Below are 23,484 nucleotides of genomic sequence, written 5' to 3' on the forward strand. Positions count from 1 at the left end.
ATTTCTAAAAAAACACCAGTGTTAATTTCGTATTTAATTTTTCATTAACAAAAGAATAACATATATTTGGTCAACCAATTTGGTAAACCAGTATGGTAAACCAAACAAATGTTTTTCTAACTAATCTAATGTCAAAAAGATAATTGCCAATGAAATACTAAAAAAGCATGAAAAAGGATGGGCACATATCCTTACTAAACAACAAAACATTACTTCATTCTTAGAGGAAGTAACAATTACAAGATATTAAGAATACTAAAAATTATATAATCTATAAACTAAGAAAAAACTATTTCCTTAGTAAGATTTTTCTTTTTTAGTGAGATTTAAAAAGAAAATTTGATTGATAAAATCATCTTAAAACTCGGCTCAACCGAATAGCATTATTAACTTAATTTTAATACAAATGATTTTTAAAAATAAACTAGCACTAATACTTGCCCTGTTCGTAAGCATGGCAATATTTGCTCAAGATGGCTCTCAATTGACTGGTACAATTGTAGATGCAGACAACATTCCTATTGCAGGGGCAAACGTTATTATAGCAAATACCACAACCGGTACTGCAACGGATTTCGATGGAAATTATGAGATTACTGTAAATGAAGGTGATCAAATTCAATTTTCATATATAGGATTCGTTACTCAAACAATCCCTTATACAGGACAAGGAACTTTAGATGTTACTATGGCTGAAGATGCAGCACTACTTGATGAGGTAGTAGTTGTAGGTTATGGTACTCGAAAAAAATCACATCTTACTGGTGCAGTAGCTAAAGTAAAAGGTGATGCCATTGCAGGTATACAGGCTGCGCGTGTTGATGACGCTTTAGCAGGTAAATTACCTGGTGTTTTAATTCAAAACCAAAGTGGTGCACCTGGAGCTGATCCAAAAATTCAGATTAGGGCTGCTTCTTCTATTACAGGAAATTCAGACCCACTGATCGTTGTGGATGGTTATCCTATTTCAGGGAGTTTAGCCACTGTAAACCCAAACGACATTGAAAGCTTAGAAGTATTAAAGGATGCTGCCTCTGCTGCCATTTATGGTTCTAGAGGTGCAAATGGTGTTATTTTGATTACTTCTAAAAAAGGTAGATCTGGCAAAACTAAATTTAGCTACAATGCTTACACCAGTTTTTCAAATAAGTATGTAGATAATATTAAAATGACTGCAAGTGAATTTGCAGATTATGCTGATGCTTCTATTGCCAATGGCAATTGGGATGTTTCTGAACTAGAAGCAGCGGCTCCAGGATATACACAATTTAAGATAAATGCTTACAGAAATGCACCTGATGTTGTTGCAAGAGAAGATTATTTTTTTGGAACTGGTTCTACACAAAGCCATGATTTTAGTATGAGCGGTGGTAGTGAAGATTCAAACTTCTTTGCATCTATGGGATATCAGGATACAGAAGGGGTTGTAATAAATCAAGGATTTGAAAGACTGAATGCACGTTTAAGTGCTGACACTAAACTTGGAAAGAAGTTCAAGGCTGGAATAAGCTTTAACGGATTTGCTTCCGATAGATCTGATTTTGAAGGTAGCTTAAGAGATGCCAACAGGCAGTATGATATTAGTCCTATTTACCATACACCTGCATCTATAGCATTTGTTCAAGAATTAGAAGCACAACATCAAGCTTTAGGTTATACCGTAAATAGAAGTGGTGCTGTAAGTGGATTTAGAGCTTATGATACTAGAGCCGTAGCTGGAGACCTTCCAGGTCTTTTTCCTCAAAGTATTTATGACTTACAACCTGGTGACCCAGCATGGGACTGGCACTACGGACGAGATGGTAATGGTATTGGAGGTTCAGGAAATCCTGGAACTGCAAGTATTGTTGACAACAAATCAAATACTGAAAAAACGTATTTTGCTAATATTAGCTCCTATTTATCATATGCTATTGCAGAAGGTTTAACCTTAAAAACTGTATTAGGTGGAGATTATAGAGCTACTCAATTCAAACAACACGCATTAATAACTGGTGACGGTGGTGGCGAATTGAAAGATACTTATTTAGACCAACAGGACGTTCAAACAAAGTCTATGTTAAGTGTAACTACGTTAGACTATAATACCGTGTTAAATGACAAGCATGATATATCTGCAGTAATTGGGGTAGAATTTCAAAAGAACCATCTTTTAGGTACGTCAATAGAAGGTAATAACGTAGAACAACGTTTAGGAGAGCCTCTAAACTATGCATTTATAGCAAACGCAAATACCATCGTTACGGAAAGAAATGAAACTATCCATAGAGAAAGTATTTTTGGAAGAATTGCCTATGCATATGACAACCGTTACTTAATATCTGCTTCTGTAAGAAGAGATGGTGATTCTCGTTTTGGTGCTAATAACAAACATGAAATATTCCCAGCATTCTCATTAGGATGGAACATTCATAATGAATCGTTTTGGAATTCAGAAAGCTTTATCAGTACATTTAAACCAAGAGTTAGTTACGGGTCTTTAGGTACTACATCTAATTTAGGAGCTTATAATGCGTTAAGTTTTGCAAATCCTGCAACGACACCATTAGGGAATGCATTTCTTATTCCATCTGATACCTCAAACCCAGATTTAACATGGCAAACAAATACTGAGACTAACTATGGTATTGATTTAGGTTTTGCAAATAATCGTTTCACTTTGGGTGTAGATTATTACACATCTGATATTGAAAATATCTTAATTGACTTAAGTGTATCTGAAGTATTGGGTAGAAGTTCAATTAGAGTGAATTCTGGAGATGTGAAAAGTTCTGGTATGGAATTTGAAATGAACGCGGGAATCGTGAGAAACGATAATTTCAATTGGAGTTTGGGCGCAAACCTTTCTACAGTAAATACAGAAATTACGGACTTAGGTCCTTTAACTCAATTACCAGATCAAATTTATGGTACTTCTGGTAGAGGTGCTGTCTATAGAAATTACGTTGGTGGAGAAATTGGTGAATTATGGGGCTTACAAACTACAGGATGGGTTGATGAGGTACATATGATAAACCCTACAGATGTAATTGGTGCATCAAGTGGAGAAGTATATGTAGTTGATCAAAATGGCGATGGTGTCATTGACGCAACAAAAACAGTTGAAGATGGTGGAGATTTAGTGAAATTAGGAACAAATACACCTGATTTTTACTGGGGACTTAACAGTAATATGAGCTATAAAAATTTAGATTTATCGTTCCAATTACAAGGTTCTCATGGAGCGGTGCTTTACAATGTTGACCCACTTTATTATGGTTCAAATTGGGGTGGTAGACTACGTGAAAGTTTTGATGCTGATGGTGATGGTATTGAAGATGCTACAGGTAAACATTATACTAGAGCAAGAGATCAAACTGACGCTACAGTTCAAGATGCTGGTTATGTTGCTTTAAGAAACCTAACACTCGGCTACACATTTAACCCAGACCTTATGAGTAAAATTGGTTTAAATTCTATTAGAATATATGGTGCAGCCACCAATTTATTATATATAGTTGGGGATGATTATACTTCTTATAACCCAGAAGGCATAAACACTTCAAACTCTGGGTATGGCGGACCAATTACTTCTGGGCATCAAGAAGGTGCATATCCAGTGTTAAGAACTTTCACATTAGGTTTAAATGTTAATTTTTAATAATAAAACAATGAAAAATATATATATATTATTAGGATCTTTGCTATTAATAACAGCATGTTCCACAGACTTAGACCAGGTACCACCCAATCAAGTGGATGCAGATAACGTAAGTGATTATGAACCTGTATTGATTGCAGCATATTCTTATCATTATGATGCAATACACACCATGCCAGTATTAGGAGATTTCAGATCAGATGATTGTTTGTTTGACGAAACTCCTTATACAGATTTCGCTGACTTTTCTGGCAACAGTATAACCAGTAGTATGAATGCAGATTTTTTTAGACCTTTTTATTCTAGCCTCTATCAATCGATTCTAAGTGCAAACGATGTTATTTTAAACTCTACGAATGCTACGCAAGTTGGTGAAGCTCAATTCGTAAGAGCGTTAGCTTATTTTAAATTGGTTCAAGTTTTTGGCGATGTAACTGTCAATTTGTTAGGAGCACCAACAGTTGAAGAGATTGCTGCTGCTGACCTTACAAGACAACCTAAAAATGATGTTTATAACAATATCATCATACCTGACCTACAAGCAGCAAAGAGTGTTTTAGGCGCTTCTAATGCTGCAAACGCAGGTGGCAGAGCAACAAGTAATGCTGCACAAGGATTGCTAGGAAAAGTGTACGCAACAATGGGTAACTATGGAGCAGCTGCAACAGAACTTAGTGCTGTAATAAACGGAGCTGGAGCTGCAGGTATTACATTAGTTCCGGATTTTTCAATGATTTTTGGTAGTGACAACAACTGGAATTCAGAAATTTTATTTGCAACAGCGCAATCAGCTTCTGCCATTATTCCAGGTGCCACTCGTACAGAAATTATTGGAAATTGGTATGCCGGTAGAAACACCAAAGCAGATGATGGTGCGCCAATATCTGCTGATTTAATTGCTGCTTTTGCCGCTAGTACTGGAGATCTAAGAACAGCTTTGACACTGAACGGCGAGACTGCTTCTGTAAAATATGATGCTGGTTCTTACACTGACATGAATTGGATAGAATTAAGATTAACTGATGTTATAATGTTATATGCTGAGGCGTTGAATGAAACTACAAATGCAGGCGGAGGAGAATCTGCAAGTATATTAGCATTATTAGATCCAATTAGAACTAGAGCAGGATTAGCAAGTTTAAGTGGCACCGCAACTACGCAGGCTGAAGTTAGACAAGCAATTTTGGACGAAAGAAGATTAGAGTTTGCCTGCGAAGGACAAAGATGGTTTGATTTGGTTCGTTTTGAAGCCGCTAGTCCGGGCATACTTAATGCTGAAATGGGAGAAACAATTAACAGTAATTATTATGTTTTCCCTATGCCTGTTACAGAGGTAACTTCATTTGACGAAATAATACAAAACGAAGGATATTAAGAATCCGTTTTGTTTAAGGCATCTACAATTTAACACGATAATTAGTTGAGTTGGTTTTTTATCTGAATTTGCTGACCCTGTACACAAGGGTCAGTAAATTCTATTAAAAATGAAAGAAGTTAGTACTAATTTATCTTTTAAGGTTCTATTAATTTTTTTGATTAAACTATTTAATTAAATTAGCAAACCAATCTGGTTAACCAATTTTAAAAACTACAGAACAGCTATCCATTATGAAATTAGTAATTCCCACAAATAAAGAACATAAGGACGTTCAAAATGAACTAATTTCTAAAATTCGAGATTTAATAATATTTAAAAATCTAGAACCAGGTGACAAATTACCATCAGAACGATCATTATCAGATAAGTTTGAAGTAAGTAGAAGCAACATTCGCGAAGCCATACAAAAATTAGAATTTTATGGTCTATTAATTTCAAAACCACAAAGTGGAACCTTTGTAGCAGACATAGCACAGGTAGCTATGAATGGTATGATTGATGACATTCTTCGACTTGAAGATCCAGATTTTAGATCATTGGTTGAAACTAGAATATTACTAGAACTAAAAACAGTTCGATTAGCAGCTTTAAGAAGAACAGAAGAAGATTTAAAAAAACTAGAAGAAGCTTTAGAAGCATTTAGAATAAAGGTAGTAAACGGAGAAGATGCTGTTCAAGAAGATCTCCTGTTTCATTTAGCCATTGCAAAAGCTAGCGGAAACAGTACCATGAATACATTTATGTTAATAATTACGCCCGAAATTATTACCAACTTTGAAAAACATCATGTTTGTGATAAAGATCAAAGCATGAAGGGCATTCAAGAACATCAAAATATTTTTGATGCTATAAAAGAACAAAATACGCAGAAGGCCAAAGAAATGATGAAAATTCATTTCAATCAATTATATCAATATTGTTATAATAAAAAAACGAAAAAATAAAAAAATCCAAGGATTCAATTATTTACAATAGTTATTATTAAAACTAAAAATATGTTCCCCCTTTTTAAAAACATGTCCAAATTACTAGTTCATGTTTTTTATTTAAAAAATCCAACTACAACCAAAAACTAGAAATATGAAATTTAAAGGATTAAGATGGTGGGTCATAGGTTTAATAGCCCTTGCTACGGTTATCAACTATATCGATCGCCAAGCACTTCCTGTTCTGTGGCCAGATATTGCCGAAGATTTATATCCAGACAAGACGTCGGATGAACGTAAAGGCATCTATGCTTTTATATCAACAATTTTTATATTTTCATATGCATTTGGACAGGCCATTTTTGGAAAGATATTCGATAAACTTGGAACGCGAATAGGTTTCACATTATCCATTGGTTTTTGGTCAATAGCTACAGCCTTACATGCTTTTGCCAAAGGTATTTTCACATTAAGTCTTTTTCGTTCACTTTTAGGAATTTCTGAAGCTGGAAATTGGCCAGGAGCCGCCAAAGCAAATGCAGAATGGTTTCCAACCAAAGAACGAGCATTTGCTCAGGGATTATTTAATTCAGGGGCGGCTATAGGTGGAATTGTAGCATTTCCAACTATTGGATTATTATCCGTGTATTTTAGCTGGAATTGGATATTTATATTGGTTGGTATAACGGGTTTATTGTGGCTTATTCCATGGTGGATTTTAGTAAAATCTCCACCTAAATCACATCCTTGGATAACCGAAGAAGAACGTAAATACATATTAACAGGTCAGCAAAATCAGGATGAGGATCAAGATGGAGAATTTGACGAAGGATACAACCCTGAAACTGGTAAAATGTTAAAACATAAAGAAAGCTGGGGTGTCATTATTGCTTCTGCCGCACTCGACCCAATTTGGTGGTTATTTATTTTCTGGATACCTATTTATTTAAATGAAGTATACGGAATGGATGTGAAATCAATCGGATTTTATGCATGGGTACCATATGTTGGTGCTATGCTAGGTGCATGGTTTGGTGGTCTTTTAGCTCAAAATCGCATTAAGAGTGGCTGGTCTACAAATAAAACGCGAAAACTCGTAATCACACTTGGATGCCTCATTATGTTGCCATTCTTATTTTTGATGGCTAACCCAGGCGGACCAACCACAGCTGTTATTTATATGGCAGTAATCTTATTTGGATTCCAAACTGCCATTGGAAATGTGCAAACTTTACCAAGTGATTTGTTTGGAGGAAAAACGGTTGGTACATTATCAGGTTTTGCAGGTATGGCTGCTAAATTGGGAGCATTTGGTCTAACAGCACTAGTTCCTTGGCTTACATCAGGAGGTAATTATACGCCAGCCTTTGTAATTGGGGCAGCATTAGCAATAATTACTATGCTTAGTGTATGGGTACTAATACCAAAAATTGAACCCCTAAAAAGTGAAAATTAATAATATAAAAATAGATTTAAATTAAATATAAAATGAGCAATAAAGGAAAAGTAGCAGTAGTAACCGGAGCAACGGGAGGAATTGGCTTTGCAGTAGCTAAAAGATTAGGACAAGACGGGTATACTGTTGTATTAAACGGAATAGAAGATGAGAAAGGAGCTGAACGCGTAAAAGAACTAGAGGCTGAAGGTATCACCGCAGAATATTTTGGTTTTGACGTTACAAGCGATGACGCTGTAACTTCCAACATTAAAGCGATAGGAGATAAATATGGCAAAATAGACGTACTTGTAAATAATGCAGGTGGATTAGGTGGTAGATCAAGATTTGAAGAAATGACAACAGATTTTTACAGATTTGTAATGGCATTAAATCTTGACTCCGTATTTTTTGCTTCTAGAGCAGCAATTCCTTATCTTAAAAAAGGAGAGCATCCATCGATAATTAACTATACATCAAATGCTGGATGGACAGCTGGTGGACCGGGTGCAGGAATTTATGGCACATCAAAAGCTGGTGTTCATGCAATAACTAGAGCTTTAGCTAAAGATCTTGCTGAATATGGAATTCGTGCAAACGCAGTATCACCAGGTACAATTGACACACCATTTCACGCACAAATTAAAGCTACTAAACCAGAAGTTTTTGCTTCATGGGCAAACAATATTATGTTAGGCAGATTAGGTCAACCAGAAGATGTGGCTGGCGTTATATCTTTCTTAGCTAGTAAAGATGCTTCTTTTATCACAGCTGAAACTATACAAATTGGTGGTGGACAAGCTTTAGGAATCTAATAAATAAACCTATTTTTAGTTTTTTAAAACAATCTAAAACCAAATTCCCATTTCACTAAATAAATTAGTATGAAAAGTGGAATTATTAAAATTAATTACCAATGAAGAAAGTTGTTACATTCGGAGAAATTATGCTTCGTTTAGCACCTCCAGGATTTTTGAGATTTTCACAAGCAAACAGTTTTGATGTCGTTTATGGCGGTGGTGAATCTAATGTTGCAGTATCACTAGCCAATTATGGTGTTCCTGTAGATTTTGTTACGCGTTTACCAAAAAATGATATTGGTGAATGTGCACTTATGGAAATGCGAAAAAGAGGTGTTGGAACTAGCAAAATAGTTTACGGTGGAGATCGTTTAGGAATTTACTTCCTTGAAACCGGTGCTGTTTCGCGTGGATCTAAAGTTGTGTATGATCGTGCCCATTCTGCTATTGCAGAAATTGAATCAGGTATGATTGATTGGGATTCTGTTTTTGAAGGTGTTGAATGGTTCCATTGGACAGGGATTACGCCTGCCATATCACAAGGTGCTGCCGATGTTTGTTTAGAAGCTGTTAAAGCTGCAGACAAAAAAGGAATTACTATTTCTACGGATTTAAATTATAGAGCCAAATTATGGAATTACGGAGGAGACCGTGAAAAAATAATGACTGAATTAACTTCGTACTGCGATGTTATTTTGGGTAATGAAGAAGACGCAGAAAAGCATTTCAATATTCACCCAGAAGGATTAGATGTACATAAAGATGGTGCTGATGTAAAAGCAGAAGCCTTTCTTTCGGTATGTAAGCAAATGATGAAGAAATTCCCAAAAGCCAAAAAAGTAATTACAACTTTAAGAGGTTCAATTTCTGCATCGCACAACACTTGGGCTGGTGTATTATGGGATGGTTCTAAAATGTATGAAACAAGACAATACCAAATCACAGATATAGTAGATCGCGTCGGTGGTGGTGATTCATTTATGGGAGGATTAATCTATGGTTTACTAAAATATCCAGAAGATGATCAAAATGCTTTAGACTTTGCTGTTGCAGCTTCTTGTTTAAAGCATACAATAAAAGGTGATGCTAATTTGGTAACAGTACCTGAAGTTGAAAAACTTATGGGTGGTGATGCCTCTGGTAGAGTTGCAAGATAATTTAATTAAAATGGCGTAAATGAAATCCATATTAATCATTTGTGGTGGAGGTCCTGCCCCCGGAATTAACGCCGTTATTAGTACAGTAGCCAAAATATTTTTAAAAGATGGCTATAGAGTTCTTGGTTTGCACGAAGGTTTTAAAGGAATCTTTTCTGACAATCCGCAAATAAAAGAATTCGATTTTGCTCATGCTGATCGTATTTTCAGCCGAGGAGGATCAACGCTTATTATGAGCAGATTTAAACCAAGTAATGAGAAACTAAACACTAACCTATTTTCTCAAAACAATGTAAAACTGTTGGTAAGTATTGGTGGTGATGATACCGCCTCTACTGCCAACAGAATTACAGGTTATCTTGCGAAAGAGAATATTTCAATTTCCAATATTCACGTTCCAAAAACAATTGATAATGACCTTCCGTTACCAGATAGAAATCCGACATTTGGATTCCATTCGGCAAAAGATGAAGGTGTTCGAATAGGTAATACCACTTATGAAGATGCGCGAACCAGTCAAAATTGGTTTGTAATGTCTACTATGGGTAGATCAGCTGGCCACTTAGCCTTTGGCATTGCCGCTAGTTGCCATTTCCCAATGATGGTTATCCCAGAAATGTTCAACAAAACTGAAATTACTTTTGATAAAGTGGTCCGACTGATTGTTTCATCAATGGTAAAAAGAAAAATTGAAAACATCAATTATGGTGTTGCTTTAATAAGTGAAGGCGTTTTTCATATCATGCCGGATTCTGAACTTCAAAACTGTGGAATTAATTTTACTTATGATGATCACGGTCATCCCGAATTAGGTAATGTTAGTAAATCGCATATTTTCAATATGTTGGTTCAAGTTAAATTAAAAGAACTAGGAATCAATATCAAAAGCAGGCCAGTTGAATTAGGATACGAACTTCGTTGTTGCCGACCTATCGGATTCGATTTAACATTATGTACGCTATTAGGTCTTGGTGTTAAAAAAATGTATGACGATGGTATTACAGGATGCATTGTTACAGCAAATTCAAAAGGTGAGGTAACACCATTATTTTTAAAAGATCTGCAAGGAGAAGATGGAAAAATTGCACCTCGCTTAGTCAATGTAAATTCAGAATTTGCAAAATTATGTTTTCAAAATTTACACTATCTATCAGAGGTTGATTTTGATAAAGCTAAAACATATTTGAAAAACCCAGAAGATTATTATTTTAATAAAATACTAGAAGCTTAAATTTTATGGCACAATTTACCCGAATAGAAGTAGCAAATGTAATGAAGGAAACAGGAATGGTTCCTTTATTTTACCATTCAGATATCGAACTTGGTAAAAAAGTTTTAAAAGCTTGCTATGATGGCGGAGCTAGATTAATGGAATTCACAGCAAGAGGTGATTTTGCTTTTGAAGTCTTTTTAGAATTGAACAAATTTGCAATTAAAGAACTACCTGGTATGATCATGGGTGTTGGATCCATTACGGATGCTGGAGCTGCATCAATGTATATGTCTATGGGTGCAAACTTTATAGTCACCCCATCATTACGAGAAGATATTGCATTCGCCTGCAACCGAAGAAAAGTTCTTTGGTCTCCTGGTTGCGGCTCATTAACCGAAATAAATAAAGCTGAAGAACTTGGCTGCGAAATTGTAAAACTTTTCCCAGGATCTACTTATGGCCCAGGATTCGTAAAAGCAATTAAAGGACCTCAACCATGGACCAGTGTTATGCCAACTGGTGGAGTTAGCACTGAAACTGAAAACTTAAAAGGTTGGTTTGATGCTGGTGTTACTTGTGTTGGTATGGGATCAAAACTAATTAGTAAAGAAATCTTAGCCAACAAAGATTATAAAGGTCTGGAGAACAGCGTGAGAGAAGCATTGGATACCATAAAAAAGATTAGATAATGGAAAGTACGGCTAATAATAAATCGTTTTTAAAAAAATTATTAGCCATTATTTTAGCATTCGGCCCAGGCATCTTTGCTATCGGTTACACGATAGGTACCGGAAGTGTCACTTCTATGATTGTTGCTGGTAGTACCTATGGAATGCAATTACTCTGGGTATTACTTTTGAGTTGTGTTTTTTCGGGACTACTGATGTTCGCCTATGGAAATTTCGCACTGGTCTCAGGAGAGACCGCCTTATATGCTTTTAAAAAACACTTAAAATGGGGTAAACTTATAGCCATACTAATCATTATTGGTATTTCGTTTGGCCAATGGAATTCCTTAATGGGAATTTTGGGAATTTCAGCAAATATAATTTTTGAAATTTTCTTGATTTACTTTCCTGATTTAGCTGGATATCAATATGAGTCAGTCCTAATAATTGCCATCACCGTTATCGCTATATTCTATAGATTTCTATTGATTGGTAAATATGCTTTCTTTGAAAAGATTTTAGTCATTTTTGTGACTATAATGGGACTTTCATTTATCATATCCTTATTTATGGTTTACCCATTACCTATTGAGGTAGCAAAAGGACTTATACCTACGATACCTAAAGTAGAAGGCGGGCAAATGATGGTTGCAGCCTTTGTTGGCACCACAATGGCAGCAGCTACTTTTCTATCAAGACCACTCTTTGTAAAAGGTAAAGGTTGGACAATTAAAAATCTTGATCAACAAAAGAAAGATTCCATAATCGCTGCATGTTTAGTGTTTCTAATTAGCGCTTCAGTAATGGCAGTTGCATGTGGAGCTCTTTTTCACAAAGGAGAACCTGTGACTAAAGTTTTAGACATGGTTAATACCTTAGAACCTGTAGCTGGTAAATTTGCCTTAACACTTTTCTTTTTCGGAACCTTAAGTGCTGGTCTTTCGTCAATTTTTCCTTGTCTATTAATTGCACCTATTTTAATTGCAGATTACCAATCAGGTGAATTAGACACCTCATCAAAACAGTTTAAAATTATCACAGCATTCGCATGTCTATTCGCATTAATTGTTCCGGTTTTTGGCGCTAATCCTATTGAAATGCAAATTGTATCTCAGGTATTTAATGTCTTTGTTTTACCATTAGTAATTCTAGGTATTATCCTCTTGATTAATAGCAAAAAAATAATGCGCGAATACAAGGCTTCTATTTGGTTAAACCTAGGCTTATTTGCCGCTCTATTCTTTTCATGCGTTATTTCCTTTAATGGCGTAGTTGCGCTAATAGAATACTTTTAAAAAGTAAATACAGACATCAATAGACTTTTGATTAGAAAAGAATATATTCAACCATTACATTCTTTGTTTTAAAGTCAGAAATAGAATTACTAAATATTCCTAAAAAAAGAAGCGAACTCCAATTCTGGAACTCGCTTTTTCTATTTATTTTGCTCTTATTTGTGATCGCGGCAGGATTCGAACCTGCGACCGTCTGCTTAGAAGGCAGATGCTCTATCCAGCTGAGCTACGCGACCTATTTTCTTAAGTGGCTGCAAATTTAGTAAAAATTCTAGATTTTTGGCACCGAATCTGTAGCTATAAAAAAACTTTCTATTTCTTCGTCTATTTCATCTATGATAAGTAGGTCTGGTTTTTCTAATTTTAATGAGTTTACACCCGACTTCGTCACCTTGCTTTGCCCTAAATAAAGGCTATTCAAGCCAGTCATACCTTTAAACACTTTTAAACTTTCATCCGTAATATTCGTTTTAAATATTTTTAAAAATTTTAAATTATTTAATCCAGATAGCTTCTTTACTTCATCATCGCCTACAGGAGTTTTATCTAATTCCAACCTTTCAAGGTTACTACAAACTTTAATTATTGACATTTCATCTGTTCCTATTGGCAAATCAGACAAATCAAGTTCGACTATATTCTCCGCTACTCTTTTTAAACCTACAACCGCACTAGAATCATAACTTGGCGGCTTAAACACCACCACACTTAGAGCATTTAGATTACTAGCAACCCTTTTTATAGTTACATAATCTGACGATAAGTTAGCAATAGTACTATCATCAACAACAGAAAACTTTTTCCATTTATCCGCTGCGTCAGGTTTCATTAATCCTTTTATTAAACCAACTAAAGTTTCTGCACTTGCTAAGTGATTTAACCTCAGCGTATCAGAAGCTCCCAAAGCAATCCAGCGCTCCAAAATTTGTATTTCTGTTTCCGTTAATTGCATCTTACCTTCAGGTGGCATATGTTCTTCATCTGCAACTGGTAAATGCAACCTATTAATTAACTCGCTTTCTTCAACATTTAACGGAACGATAGTTTTTCCTAACTCCCCACCCGCAAGGAGGCCTTCAAATGAATTTAATAATAATTCTCCCTTCTTCTTATTCGGGTTATGACATGAAACACATTTATCGTCTAAAATGCGACTTACAACATCACCATATATTAATGGGTTTTTAGGAATTTGTTCCTGCCTCTTTGCTGTTGGAAGCGCCAAAAATTCTTCACCATGAGTTACCATACCTCCAAAATGTCCAGTAAACAAAACCAAACAAATTATTATCACCTGTATAAGTTTGAATACAATTCCTTTTTTTAGAAAACTATGATGTAGCCAATACCATAAAGCTGCCAACAAGGCTAATGCGCCACCTAACCACTGATGCCAAAATAACAACTCCCCTTTTGACCCAGATTCTTTTCCGAGAAAAAAACCTGATATTGCTGTTATTAAAGTTAAGAGCACGGTCAATTTAAAAAGTAATGATGGAATCTTTTTATTGGTCAATCCTAAAAAAGCACAAATCAATAAAAGTACAATTGGAAAGTGCAAAACTAATGGATGCCAATGACCTACCCATGCGACCAATCTGGGCAAAACTATATAGGAATCGAAAATCAGACAAAAAACTAAAAACAAGGACAATCCCAACACCACATAATCTACCCATTTATCCCTAGCGCTATCTATCATATTTTACGCTAAAAGATCTTTGATTACATTACCCGCAACATCTGTTAATCGAAATCGTCGTCCTTGATATTTGTAAATAAGTTGTTCGTGGTTTATTCCCATAGAATGCATTAATGTAGCATGGAAATCATTTATATGTACTGGATTTTCTACTACATTGTACCCGAATTCATCTGTTTGTCCGTAGTTAAATCCTTTTTTGACTCCGCCACCTGCCATCCAAATACTAAAAGCTCTTGGATGATGGTCACGTCCATAATTTTCTGGATTAAATTTACCTTGCGCATAATTACCCCTTCCGAATTCTCCACCCCAAACAACTAAGGTATCGTCTAGCATTCCACGTTGCTTTAGATCTAAAATAAGTGCTGCTGAGGCCTTATCTACATCTTTTGCCTGTCCTTTCATCTCGTTATGTAAATTACCATGCTGATCCCATCCTTGATGATACAACTGGATAAAACGAACTCCATTTTCGGCTAGTCTACGCGCTTGTAGTGCATTAGCAGCATATGTACCAGGTACTTGGCAATCTTCACCATACAAATCAATAATTGATTGCGGCTCTTTTGAAATATCCATTACATCTGGTACCGACATTTGCATACGATATGCCATTTCATATTGAGCTATTCGCGATTCTATTTCATCGTCACCAGTCTCAACGTGATGTAGTTTGTTTAAGGAAGATACATGATCAAGTAAATGACGTTTATCTGACCGGGATAGACCGTCGGGATCATTTAGATACAGTACAGGATCTTTACCTGAACGCAACAGCACCCCTTGATGTTTGGAATCTAAAAAGCCACTCGACCATAATTTGGAGTATAAACCTTGACTATTTCCTTTGCCCCTTGAAGTTAACACAACAAAAGAAGGAAGGTTTTTATTTTCACTTCCTAAACCATAACTCATCCATGACCCCATACTAGGGCGACCTGAAATCTGACTCCCAGTTTGAAAAAATGTTATTGCTGGATCATGATTAATAGCCTCCGTATGCATACTACGAACTATGGTAATTTCATCAGCAATTTTAGCAATATGTGGGAAAAAATCACTAATCCAAGTTTGACTTTCCCCATGCTGCTTAAATCCTATTTTTGGAGGCATTAAAGGAAACTTGTCTTGATTAGCAGTCATCCCTGTTAAACGTTGTCCGTTTCGAATAGATTCTGGCAAATCTTCTCCCATTCGTTTTCTCAGTATTGGCTTATAATCAAATGATTCTAATTGTGATGGAGCTCCAGCCTGAAACAAATAAATTACTCTTTTTGCTTTTGGTGCATAATGAGGTATTCCTAAAGGTTGTGATAAGATATTTTCCGCTGAACCCTTAAATAAATCTGGAATCAACAATGAGCCCAAAGCTAACGAACCGACACCTACACTCAATTGTGAGAAAAAATGCCTACGGTTTACCTTTAATGGGTTTTCAGACTTGTTTTTATCTTTCTCCTGCATATCTAAAATTATTCTTTGGTAATAGTTTCGTCTAGATTATAAATAACTTGTGCCGTTAACATTAATGCTGCGGTTTTGGCCTCATCTACTTTTAATTGTTCATATTCTCCTAACGAAGCCAATTTCTGAGCATCGTCTATATCATTAGTATAGATTTTAACTGCGTCATAATAATATTTATTTAGCGTGAGTAACTCTTCCTCTTTTGGAGCACGCACTAAAATGCGCTGAAATACTTCCTTAACAATATCAGGGTTATTGTCATTTTCAACAAGTGTTCGTTGTGCTAAAACCCGGGCCGCTTCCAATATCTGAATATCGTTTTGAAGCGCAAGAGCCTGTAATGGAGTATTTGTTTTTTGTCTTCTTACTTCACAAAAATCACGATTAGGCGCGTCAAAAATTGTCATTGTCGGTGGAGGTAAGGTACGTTTCCACAATGTATACAATGAACGACGATAAAGGTCCTCTCCCTCCCCTTGTACATATTTTGTAAGTACGCCTCTGTTTTCCCCAGCATTGGTTTCTGCCCACAATCCATCTGGTTGATAAGGCATAACACTTGGACCACCAACCTCAGTATTCAACAATCCACTTGTAGCTAAAATATAATCTCGAATCATCTCACCACTCATTCGAAAACGGGGTACTCGAGCAAGTAATTTATTTTCAGGGTCAGCAATTTTTAAATCAGAACGCAATATAGATTGCTGTTGATAGGTAGCGGAAAGCATTATTTTCTTTAAGAGATACTGAATATCCCAATTATGCTCCATAAAATCCACAGCTAACCAATCTAGCAATTCCGGATGTGTTGGCAAACTACCCTGTACTCCAAAATCTTCAGAAGTTTCTACAATTCCTTTACCAAAAAGCATTGCCCAAATTCTGTTTACAAATACTCTAGCCGTTAATGGATTTTTTTTATCTACTATCCACTTTGCTAATCCCAATCTATTCTTAGGCAACTCTTTCGCAAACGGATAAATATTCTCAGGTGCATTTGGTACTACCGAATCGGTTGGCTGGTCGTATTCCCCCCTATTTAAAATATGTGCAGTTCTAGGAGCAGAATCATTCATAACCATTACATTAACTTGCTTGCCTTCATCTAAATTCACAAAATCTAGAACACCACTTACTTCTTCTGAGGACAGTGTAATATAGGGAGGGTCAGCAAAGAATTTTTCATTCTTGGCTTGCACTGCATCCATTTGCAAACCTTTTTCATTTACCTGATTGAAAAATGAAAAGAATTCAAAATAATTTTCTTGAGATAAGGCATCATACTTATGGTCATGACAGCGTGCACATTCAAGCGTAAGACCTAATATTCCTTTTCCTAATGTATTCGTTCGATCAATTACATAATTGGTTCTATACTCTTCTTGAATTACGCCTCCTTCTTGAGTTATCGGATGATTTCTATTAAAACCTGTAGCTAACACTTGTTCTAAATTAGCTTCGGGCAACAAATCGCCCGCCAGTTGCCATGTTAAAAATTTGTCGTACGGTAAATTCTTATTGAAAGCATGTATTACCCAATCACGCCATGGCCACATCGTTCTATAACTATCATCTTGATAACCATGAGAATCAGCATATCGAGCTACATCTAACCAAGATTGTGTCATGCGCTCACCATAAGCCGATGTCGATAAAAATCTGTCAATTGCTTTTGGAATAATCTCTTCTGCAGGCAAGCTCAACAATTCTTTAGTCTGTTCAATATTTGGCGGCAAACCAGTTAAGTCTAAACTAATTCTACGAACTAAAGTTTCTTTTGATGCTTTGTCTGAAGGACGAATACCATTTTCGTTTAACTTTTGTAGAATAAAACCATCAATTTCATTCTGCACCCAATCTGAAGAATTTACTGCTGGAACATCCTTTTTCTTTGGTGCCAAGTAAGCCCAATGCTTTTCAAATTTCGCACCTTGATTTATCCATTTTTTAATGAGCCGTTTTTCGTAAGAATTTAAACTCAATTTTGAGTCTATAGGCGGCATTATTTCATCTTCATTATCGGTAGCTATCAAATGATACGCCCTACTCTTATTTGGTTTGCCAGATACAAAAGCATATTCCCCTGGACTTTCCTTTAACTCATTAAATGCCGCTATTTCGGTATCAAGCCTGAGTTTTGCCTTACGTTTATTAGCATCTGGCCCATGACAGGTATAGCAATTATCGGAAAGTATAGGCTTAATATGAAAATTGTAATTAACTTCTTCAGGAAGTTCAATATTAGCATAAGTATCTTTTGAAGAACTAAAAGAACCTGTTTTAATAGCGTATATCAACAAAATTAAAACACCAAAAATAAAAGCTAAAGCAAAAATTCGTTTCATACCACATTCAGAAATCTATTGCTGTCCCCTTAAATGTAGTAATTTTTATAATAAAAAAGTGAAGATTATTTGTTATAATCCTGCTTTTACCTGCACTTTTAATGGGTTTTTCAAACAATTGTAATAGTATACAATTTCCTTTTCGGGACTAGTAGAATCAACATTGAAAACCAAATAAGCATTTCTCTCATAATATCGACTTCCAACAGGAAATTTTTGAATTGTATCCGATAAGACACGATTCCAATATCTGCCATTATTAGAAGACCTGGTGATTTTAGTATATGGATTGTGAATCGGCGAAGTTTCCCCATCCATATTTGTATTATCATATTGCAATCGGATTGAAGCAAAACCATACCCTTTATCCAAATTATAGAAAGCTAACCAATTTGCGTCATCAGTAACATGATTAACTTCCAGTTTATCTAATTCATCCGAATATAAATTTAAACTTTCAATAGAACCATCCTTCTTGGTATATGTAAGATGAGTAAATAAGCTATCCATTGTCATTTCATCATTGCGCAACAAATTCAATTCTACTTCTTTTTCGACGGTCATAGTAGACTCAAATAAGAAATATGGCAAATCTGCATAAAACTCATATCGCCCTTCAATACGAATTTCGGGCACGCTATCCGTTACACCTGCACGCTCCTTAACAACGCTATAAATATCATTTTTTATTTCATTTTTAGATCCTGCCTGCAAATCTTCTAAATTGAAATAATATTGTGAACTTGTTTTTGAAAAATTAGGCGCCCAATGCATTGCAATATGACCCCTTCTCAAAAGTTGTTTATTGAAATCTTTAAGTACAATACCATTAACTTGACCACCTCTTTTATCGTCTTCTGTACTAAAAGTTGCTTTGTAACTTAAATTATCAATAGTAAGATTGTCTTCAGAAAGTATCGTTTTACTTTTAAGCGTTTTAGACTTTTCACCATTAACAATACTAACGTTGTAGGTATTAGTTTGATTCGCACCAATTTTAACCGGAAAGATGATATCATATTTATGCTGATACATTTCCAAATTAGAATTTATATTCGCCGCTAAAATACTAGTACCATCTTCAACATTGGTAAGCAAAATAGATTCTTCAACTGCTAATTCTCGTTCTACACTAACACTTGCATTTACATATTCTAACACACGGTCATAACCTGCGGTTTCAGAAATTTCTATTTGTGTAACGTTCTTTGAATTAGAACAACTAATACATAAAAAAACTAGGGTAATAATATAGGGTAATATCGACCTCATTCCTTAGTAAATATCAAATTAAACTTAACGGTTACATCCGGACCTACTATCACCTGACCAAACATAGCTGTTGGTGGTTCTATTTCATAATCTTTGAGCGCAAGACCATATTCACCTGAAATTTTTAAACTTTGTCCTTCTGAGCTTACCGTACTAGTAATTTCAACTTCATTAGTTTTTCCCCCTATTTCTAAAGTTCCTACTAAAATAGACTCATTCTTCAATTCTTTTAATTTAAAAACAACCTGTGGATGCGACTCCTTTTGTAATGCAGCATGCATTTTCTTATCCATTGTTGCACCTCTTTCACTTTTTATGTCAGCAACAGCAACTTGAAAATCTATTGTTTTTAACTGATTGGCATCAGCACTTAACGCACCTTTTAAAGTGTTAGCAGTAACTGTCCAATCATGAACAGTAGATGTGCCATCAATGGTGAGTTTACTATCACTTGATAAAGTATATGAATCCTGAGCAAACCCAGACATCATAGCAACTATACATAAAAATGTAAAAAATATATTCTTCATTTTGTAAAAATTATAATATCAAAACATTTATAAAACTGGAATTCCTGGATTTGGAATTAAATAATTTCCATCTTCTAAGGGTGCATTTGGCATTTTCATATCCCAACTAAGATTATCAGGCACAATACTTAAATTAGATTCCTTTGCTTCTTTCAAATCAATAATCTTGCCAGATTCTATGGCCATTCTCCCCATAATAGTAGTCATCGTACTTTCAGCACCATACTCGGTATTATTCACATAAGGCTGGGTTCCTAAAATAGCGCCAACAAAAACATCTTGTTCTATTTGTGAGGAAGACGGATCATCTTTATCACGATATCTCCAAAGAGAATTTCCTTTTAAATCTACAATTTGAAAACGTTCATCAGCTTTCGCTTTTGAGCCTTGAATGTTAAAGCCCATTCTATTTGCACAATTATCCATTTGCCTACATTGCACATGTAATTTTGTGCCGTCAGCATATTCATATTCCACATAATGATGGTCAAAAATTTCGCCATGGTCTGGCCCATTAAGCATTGCCCTTCCTCCCATTCCACTAGCTTTAATTGGAAAGTCCTTTTTAATCCAATTGACAACATCAATTTGATGAATAGCCTGACCTGCTAACTGACCACCCCATAACCAATTGAAATAATGCCAATTACTTATTTGATATTCTAATTCGGTCTGATTTGGTTTTCTTGGATGCACAGTAGCAATACCTACATTATAATAAACATCCATAGAAAGTACATCCCCTATGTCACCAGCATGGATTTTAGATACCATTTCGTTGAGTGCAAGTTCATATCTTGATTGTAAACCTACCACAACATTTAATTTCTTTTCTGTAGCCGATTTTCCCACTTCAATTATCTTGCGATAGCCAGGTCCGTCCACAGCCAATGGTTTTTCCATAAAAACATGCTTGCCCGAAGCAATAGCATACTCAAAATGATCTGGTCTAAAACCTGGCGGTGTTGCCAAAATTACAGCATCACACTCGTCAATAACCTTTTTATACGCATCTAAACCTAAAAACTGACGCTCTCTTGGAACATTTACCTGTGCGGCAAAATCTTTAGAAACTCTTTGAACGCTATTATCTAATTCGTGTTGAAAAACATCGCCCATGGCAACTAATTGCACAGACTCGGATGCTGTTAATGCCTGAAATATAGCACCGGTACCACGACCACCACAACCTACCAATCCAAGTTTAATTTTTGACTCTCCAAATACATTTGCACTTGAAAAAGCTGGCAGATGACTAAACACCATACCTGCCGCTACTGTTTTCGATGTTTGTTTAATAAATTTTCTACGGGGAATTTTTTTCATAAATCAATTATCAAAATTAAAAATCTATTCATCTAATACTGTTTGCCAGAATTTTTTCTGATCCTCTGCAGATGGTTGCTCTTTAGGACTTACTAAACGAAAACCAACAAAATTACTGTCTGTAAACCACCAAAAACTTTTAGGAATTTGTGGATCCCTCTTTTGCAATTTTTTGCTAGAGGCGGTTCTTGCAGCAGAACGTAACTTGTCGGGATCGTCATCCCAAGACCCACCTCTTATTACACGAGGATGAATTACCATTGGAGTTATCCATGGATTCTTTTCTTCAGATTTTGCATAAACATCTGCCTTATATTCATCTAATGTCCACTCAGCAACATTACCATGCATATCATAAAGACCCCAAGCATTTGGAAGCTTAGTTCCCACTTTTGCAGATTTATTATTTGAATTTTTATAATGTACAGCATATTTATCTAATTCTTCTACAGAATCGCCAAACGAATAAGCCGTTGAAGTTCCTGCTCTAGCAGCATATTCCCACTCTGCTTCCGTAGGCAAACGATAAAACTTCCCTGTAACTGTACTTAACCATTTACAAAAAACTAGCGCAGAATATGTCGACATACTAATTGCTGGAAAACCCTCTTTACCCATACCATATGAAGGGTCCTCATAAGGAGGGCTAGGCCTACTAATGGCATCGATTTTAATTACTTTCTCATTATCCAATTTCACAAAAAGCTCTTGATTCTGTTTAAAGAACAATTCAAAAACCTCCCACGTTGTCTCATATTTACCCATGTAAAAACCATCTAATTGCACTTGATGCTGGGGACCTTCGTCAGCTTTTCTATTAGCTTCATTTTCTGGACTTCCCATAGTAAAACTACCTGAAGGAATTTCAACCATTTCAAAAGACACTTCTGTTTCAGGAACCTTTTGCGTAAAGCCCTCTAGTGCATTAGAAACAACAGGAGTTTTTTCTGCACTCTCCGGTGCTAGTGCACTAGAAGATTTACATGACTGTAAAATCATTACACTAACTGTTAGTATTAAATAAACAAATTTCACCTTCGAGGATGACTTTTGATAGCCAACAAGGAAATCCTTATTATTTTTTATCATCAATTCTAATTTTGACATTTATATTATTAAAAGAAGGGATTAAGTTATGCATTAGTTAATTAATGAAAAAATTAATAGCACTAATACACACATTGTCTGAACAAAATTATATTTCCTCAAATAATATTACTTTTGAACGCTACTATTCTAACAAATAAAAACTATTTAAAATGAAAAATATAATATTATTCTTCGCTCTTATAATTGTTTCCATCGCTACCAGTGCACAAGAAAAAATCACAGAAGACCTCACTGCGTTTACTCAAGTAAAAGCCTTTGACCAAATCACCGTAACCATAATCAAAAGTGATAAAAATCAATTAATTCTCACTGGTGATGATATTGGAGATGTGAATATTGACAACAAAAAAGGACTTTTAAAAATTAAAATGGATATCGAAAACCATATGGATGGTGAAGATATTGAGGCAACATTATATTACGCCGAAGAACTAACCTTATTGGATGCAAACGAAAACGCCAAGATTTTTTCAAAAGGTACATTTAAAAGCAAAGATGCTAAACTTGCAGTACAAGAAGGCGCTGACATAGTAATGGATGTAGCAATTGACAATCTATATGTAAAATCTACGTCAGGCAGCAAAGTAACACTTACAGGTAAGGCAACAACACAAGAAGTAGTTGCAAATGCTGGAGGTAAAGTATATAATAAAGACTTAAGTACAGTAGACACAAAGGTTACTGTAAATGCTGGTGGCTCAGCTGAAATTAAAGCGTCAGGAGAAGTTGAAGCCAAAGTTCGTGCTGGAGGCTATATTGCTGTTTATGGCAACCCTAAAGAAGTAAGCAAAGACAAAGTATTCGGCGGCAAAATAGAAGTAATTAAATAAGTATTTATTAATATTCTTTTCGAAACGCCAAATAGACAAGATTTAACTACTAATTCAATATCTTTTTAGGAATAAAAAAATCCCGATGAAAAATTCATCGGGATTGTGATTGAAGTGGGCAATGAGGGATTAAATATCCCTAGCTGAAACCGCTTCTGCAAATACAATCCCATTGCGCTTAAGCGCATTTTGGATTTTCTGTTAGAAAAATTTTCTTGAATTTTCAACTCAATATTTTTCTAACAAAAAATCCCGATGAAAATTCATCGGGATTGTGATTGATGTGGGCAATGAGGGATTCGAACCCCCGACCCCCTCGGTGTAAACGAGGTGCTCTGAACCAACTGAGCTAATTGCCCTATTGCTTATCCGCTTAGGAGGGTG

General features: G+C 35.5%; 17 protein-coding genes and 2 tRNA genes. 10 read left to right on the forward strand and 9 right to left on the reverse strand.

Annotated features, from left to right (window positions below; genetic code table 11):
- Window positions 1-406: 406 nt before the first annotated feature.
- From ABJF52_RS09935 to ABJF52_RS09975, 9 genes are all read left to right on the forward strand, one after another.
- Entirely contained in the window at window positions 407-3,640 is a 3,234-nt protein-coding gene (locus ABJF52_RS09935) for a TonB-dependent receptor (protein WP_348149582.1), read from the forward strand.
- A gap of 10 nt (window positions 3,641-3,650) precedes the next feature.
- Window positions 3,651-5,015: a RagB/SusD family nutrient uptake outer membrane protein gene (locus ABJF52_RS09940; protein WP_348149583.1), complete on the forward strand. Its 1,365-nt coding sequence runs from the start codon at window positions 3,651-3,653 to the stop codon at window positions 5,013-5,015.
- Window positions 5,016-5,248: 233 nt separating this feature from the next.
- The gene (locus ABJF52_RS09945) at window positions 5,249-5,962 is read left to right on the forward strand and encodes a FadR/GntR family transcriptional regulator (protein WP_348149585.1); all 714 of its coding nucleotides are present in this window, start codon (window positions 5,249-5,251) and stop codon (window positions 5,960-5,962) included.
- A 136-nt stretch (window positions 5,963-6,098) separates the two neighbouring features.
- Window positions 6,099-7,400 (forward strand): MFS transporter, encoded by a 1,302-nt coding sequence (locus ABJF52_RS09950; RefSeq protein WP_348149587.1) that lies wholly within the window; start codon window positions 6,099-6,101, stop codon window positions 7,398-7,400.
- A gap of 32 nt (window positions 7,401-7,432) precedes the next feature.
- Complete coding sequence (locus ABJF52_RS09955) at window positions 7,433-8,194, forward strand: SDR family NAD(P)-dependent oxidoreductase (RefSeq protein ID WP_153755660.1); 762 nt, start codon at window positions 7,433-7,435, stop codon at window positions 8,192-8,194.
- A 101-nt stretch (window positions 8,195-8,295) separates the two neighbouring features.
- Entirely contained in the window at window positions 8,296-9,336 is a 1,041-nt protein-coding gene (locus tag ABJF52_RS09960; protein ID WP_153755661.1) for a sugar kinase, read from the forward strand.
- Window positions 9,337-9,355: 19 nt separating this feature from the next.
- Window positions 9,356-10,567, forward strand: a complete 1,212-nt coding sequence (locus ABJF52_RS09965; protein WP_348149590.1) for a 6-phosphofructokinase — start codon at window positions 9,356-9,358, stop codon at window positions 10,565-10,567.
- Window positions 10,568-10,572: 5 nt separating this feature from the next.
- A complete protein-coding gene (locus ABJF52_RS09970; RefSeq protein WP_348149592.1) occupies window positions 10,573-11,238 on the forward strand; it encodes a bifunctional 4-hydroxy-2-oxoglutarate aldolase/2-dehydro-3-deoxy-phosphogluconate aldolase in 666 nt (221 codons plus the stop codon).
- Window positions 11,238-12,512 (forward strand): divalent metal cation transporter, encoded by a 1,275-nt coding sequence (locus tag ABJF52_RS09975; protein WP_348149594.1) that lies wholly within the window; start codon window positions 11,238-11,240, stop codon window positions 12,510-12,512. Before ABJF52_RS09970 ends, ABJF52_RS09975 begins: the two co-directional genes overlap by 1 nt.
- 162 nt (window positions 12,513-12,674) lie before the next feature.
- On the opposite strand, the gene ABJF52_RS09980 is transcribed toward ABJF52_RS09975, so the two are convergent.
- The 8 genes from ABJF52_RS09980 to ABJF52_RS10015 form a co-directional block, all read right to left on the reverse strand.
- Window positions 12,675-12,748: transfer RNA gene (locus ABJF52_RS09980), tRNA-Arg, on the reverse strand.
- A 35-nt stretch (window positions 12,749-12,783) separates the two neighbouring features.
- Window positions 12,784-14,214 (reverse strand): c-type cytochrome domain-containing protein, encoded by a 1,431-nt coding sequence (locus ABJF52_RS09985; RefSeq protein ID WP_348149596.1) that lies wholly within the window; start codon window positions 14,212-14,214, stop codon window positions 12,784-12,786.
- A 3-nt stretch (window positions 14,215-14,217) separates the two neighbouring features.
- Window positions 14,218-15,681 (reverse strand): DUF1501 domain-containing protein, encoded by a 1,464-nt coding sequence (locus tag ABJF52_RS09990; protein ID WP_348149598.1) that lies wholly within the window; start codon window positions 15,679-15,681, stop codon window positions 14,218-14,220.
- A gap of 8 nt (window positions 15,682-15,689) precedes the next feature.
- On the reverse strand, window positions 15,690-18,032 hold the full coding sequence (locus ABJF52_RS09995) for a PSD1 and planctomycete cytochrome C domain-containing protein (protein ID WP_348149600.1): 2,343 nt from the start codon (window positions 18,030-18,032) through the stop codon (window positions 15,690-15,692).
- Window positions 18,033-18,104: 72 nt separating this feature from the next.
- Window positions 18,105-19,304 carry a hypothetical protein gene (locus ABJF52_RS10000; RefSeq protein WP_348149601.1) on the reverse strand — a complete coding sequence of 400 codons (1,200 nt, stop codon included), beginning with the start codon at window positions 19,302-19,304 and terminating at the stop codon, window positions 18,105-18,107.
- A complete protein-coding gene (locus ABJF52_RS10005; RefSeq protein ID WP_348149603.1) occupies window positions 19,301-19,834 on the reverse strand; it encodes a YceI family protein in 534 nt (177 codons plus the stop codon). The genes ABJF52_RS10000 and ABJF52_RS10005 overlap by 4 nt, the downstream gene beginning before the upstream one ends.
- Window positions 19,835-19,861: 27 nt before the next feature.
- Window positions 19,862-21,160: a Gfo/Idh/MocA family oxidoreductase gene (locus ABJF52_RS10010; protein ID WP_348149605.1), complete on the reverse strand. Its 1,299-nt coding sequence runs from the start codon at window positions 21,158-21,160 to the stop codon at window positions 19,862-19,864.
- Between the two features lie 24 nt (window positions 21,161-21,184).
- Window positions 21,185-22,159 (reverse strand): SUMF1/EgtB/PvdO family nonheme iron enzyme, encoded by a 975-nt coding sequence (locus tag ABJF52_RS10015; protein WP_348149607.1) that lies wholly within the window; start codon window positions 22,157-22,159, stop codon window positions 21,185-21,187.
- Window positions 22,160-22,419: 260 nt separating this feature from the next.
- Here ABJF52_RS10015 and ABJF52_RS10020 point away from each other — a divergent pair, with 260 nt between their 5' ends.
- Entirely contained in the window at window positions 22,420-23,100 is a 681-nt protein-coding gene (locus ABJF52_RS10020; protein ID WP_348149609.1) for a head GIN domain-containing protein, read from the forward strand.
- Between the two features lie 284 nt (window positions 23,101-23,384).
- On the opposite strand, the gene ABJF52_RS10025 is transcribed toward ABJF52_RS10020, so the two are convergent.
- Window positions 23,385-23,459: transfer RNA gene (locus ABJF52_RS10025), tRNA-Val, on the reverse strand.
- Window positions 23,460-23,484: the final 25 nt, after the last annotated feature.

The sequence above is a fragment of the Aurantibacter sp. genome (assembly GCF_039941195.1).
Lineage (GTDB): Bacteria > Bacteroidota > Bacteroidia > Flavobacteriales > Flavobacteriaceae > Aurantibacter_A.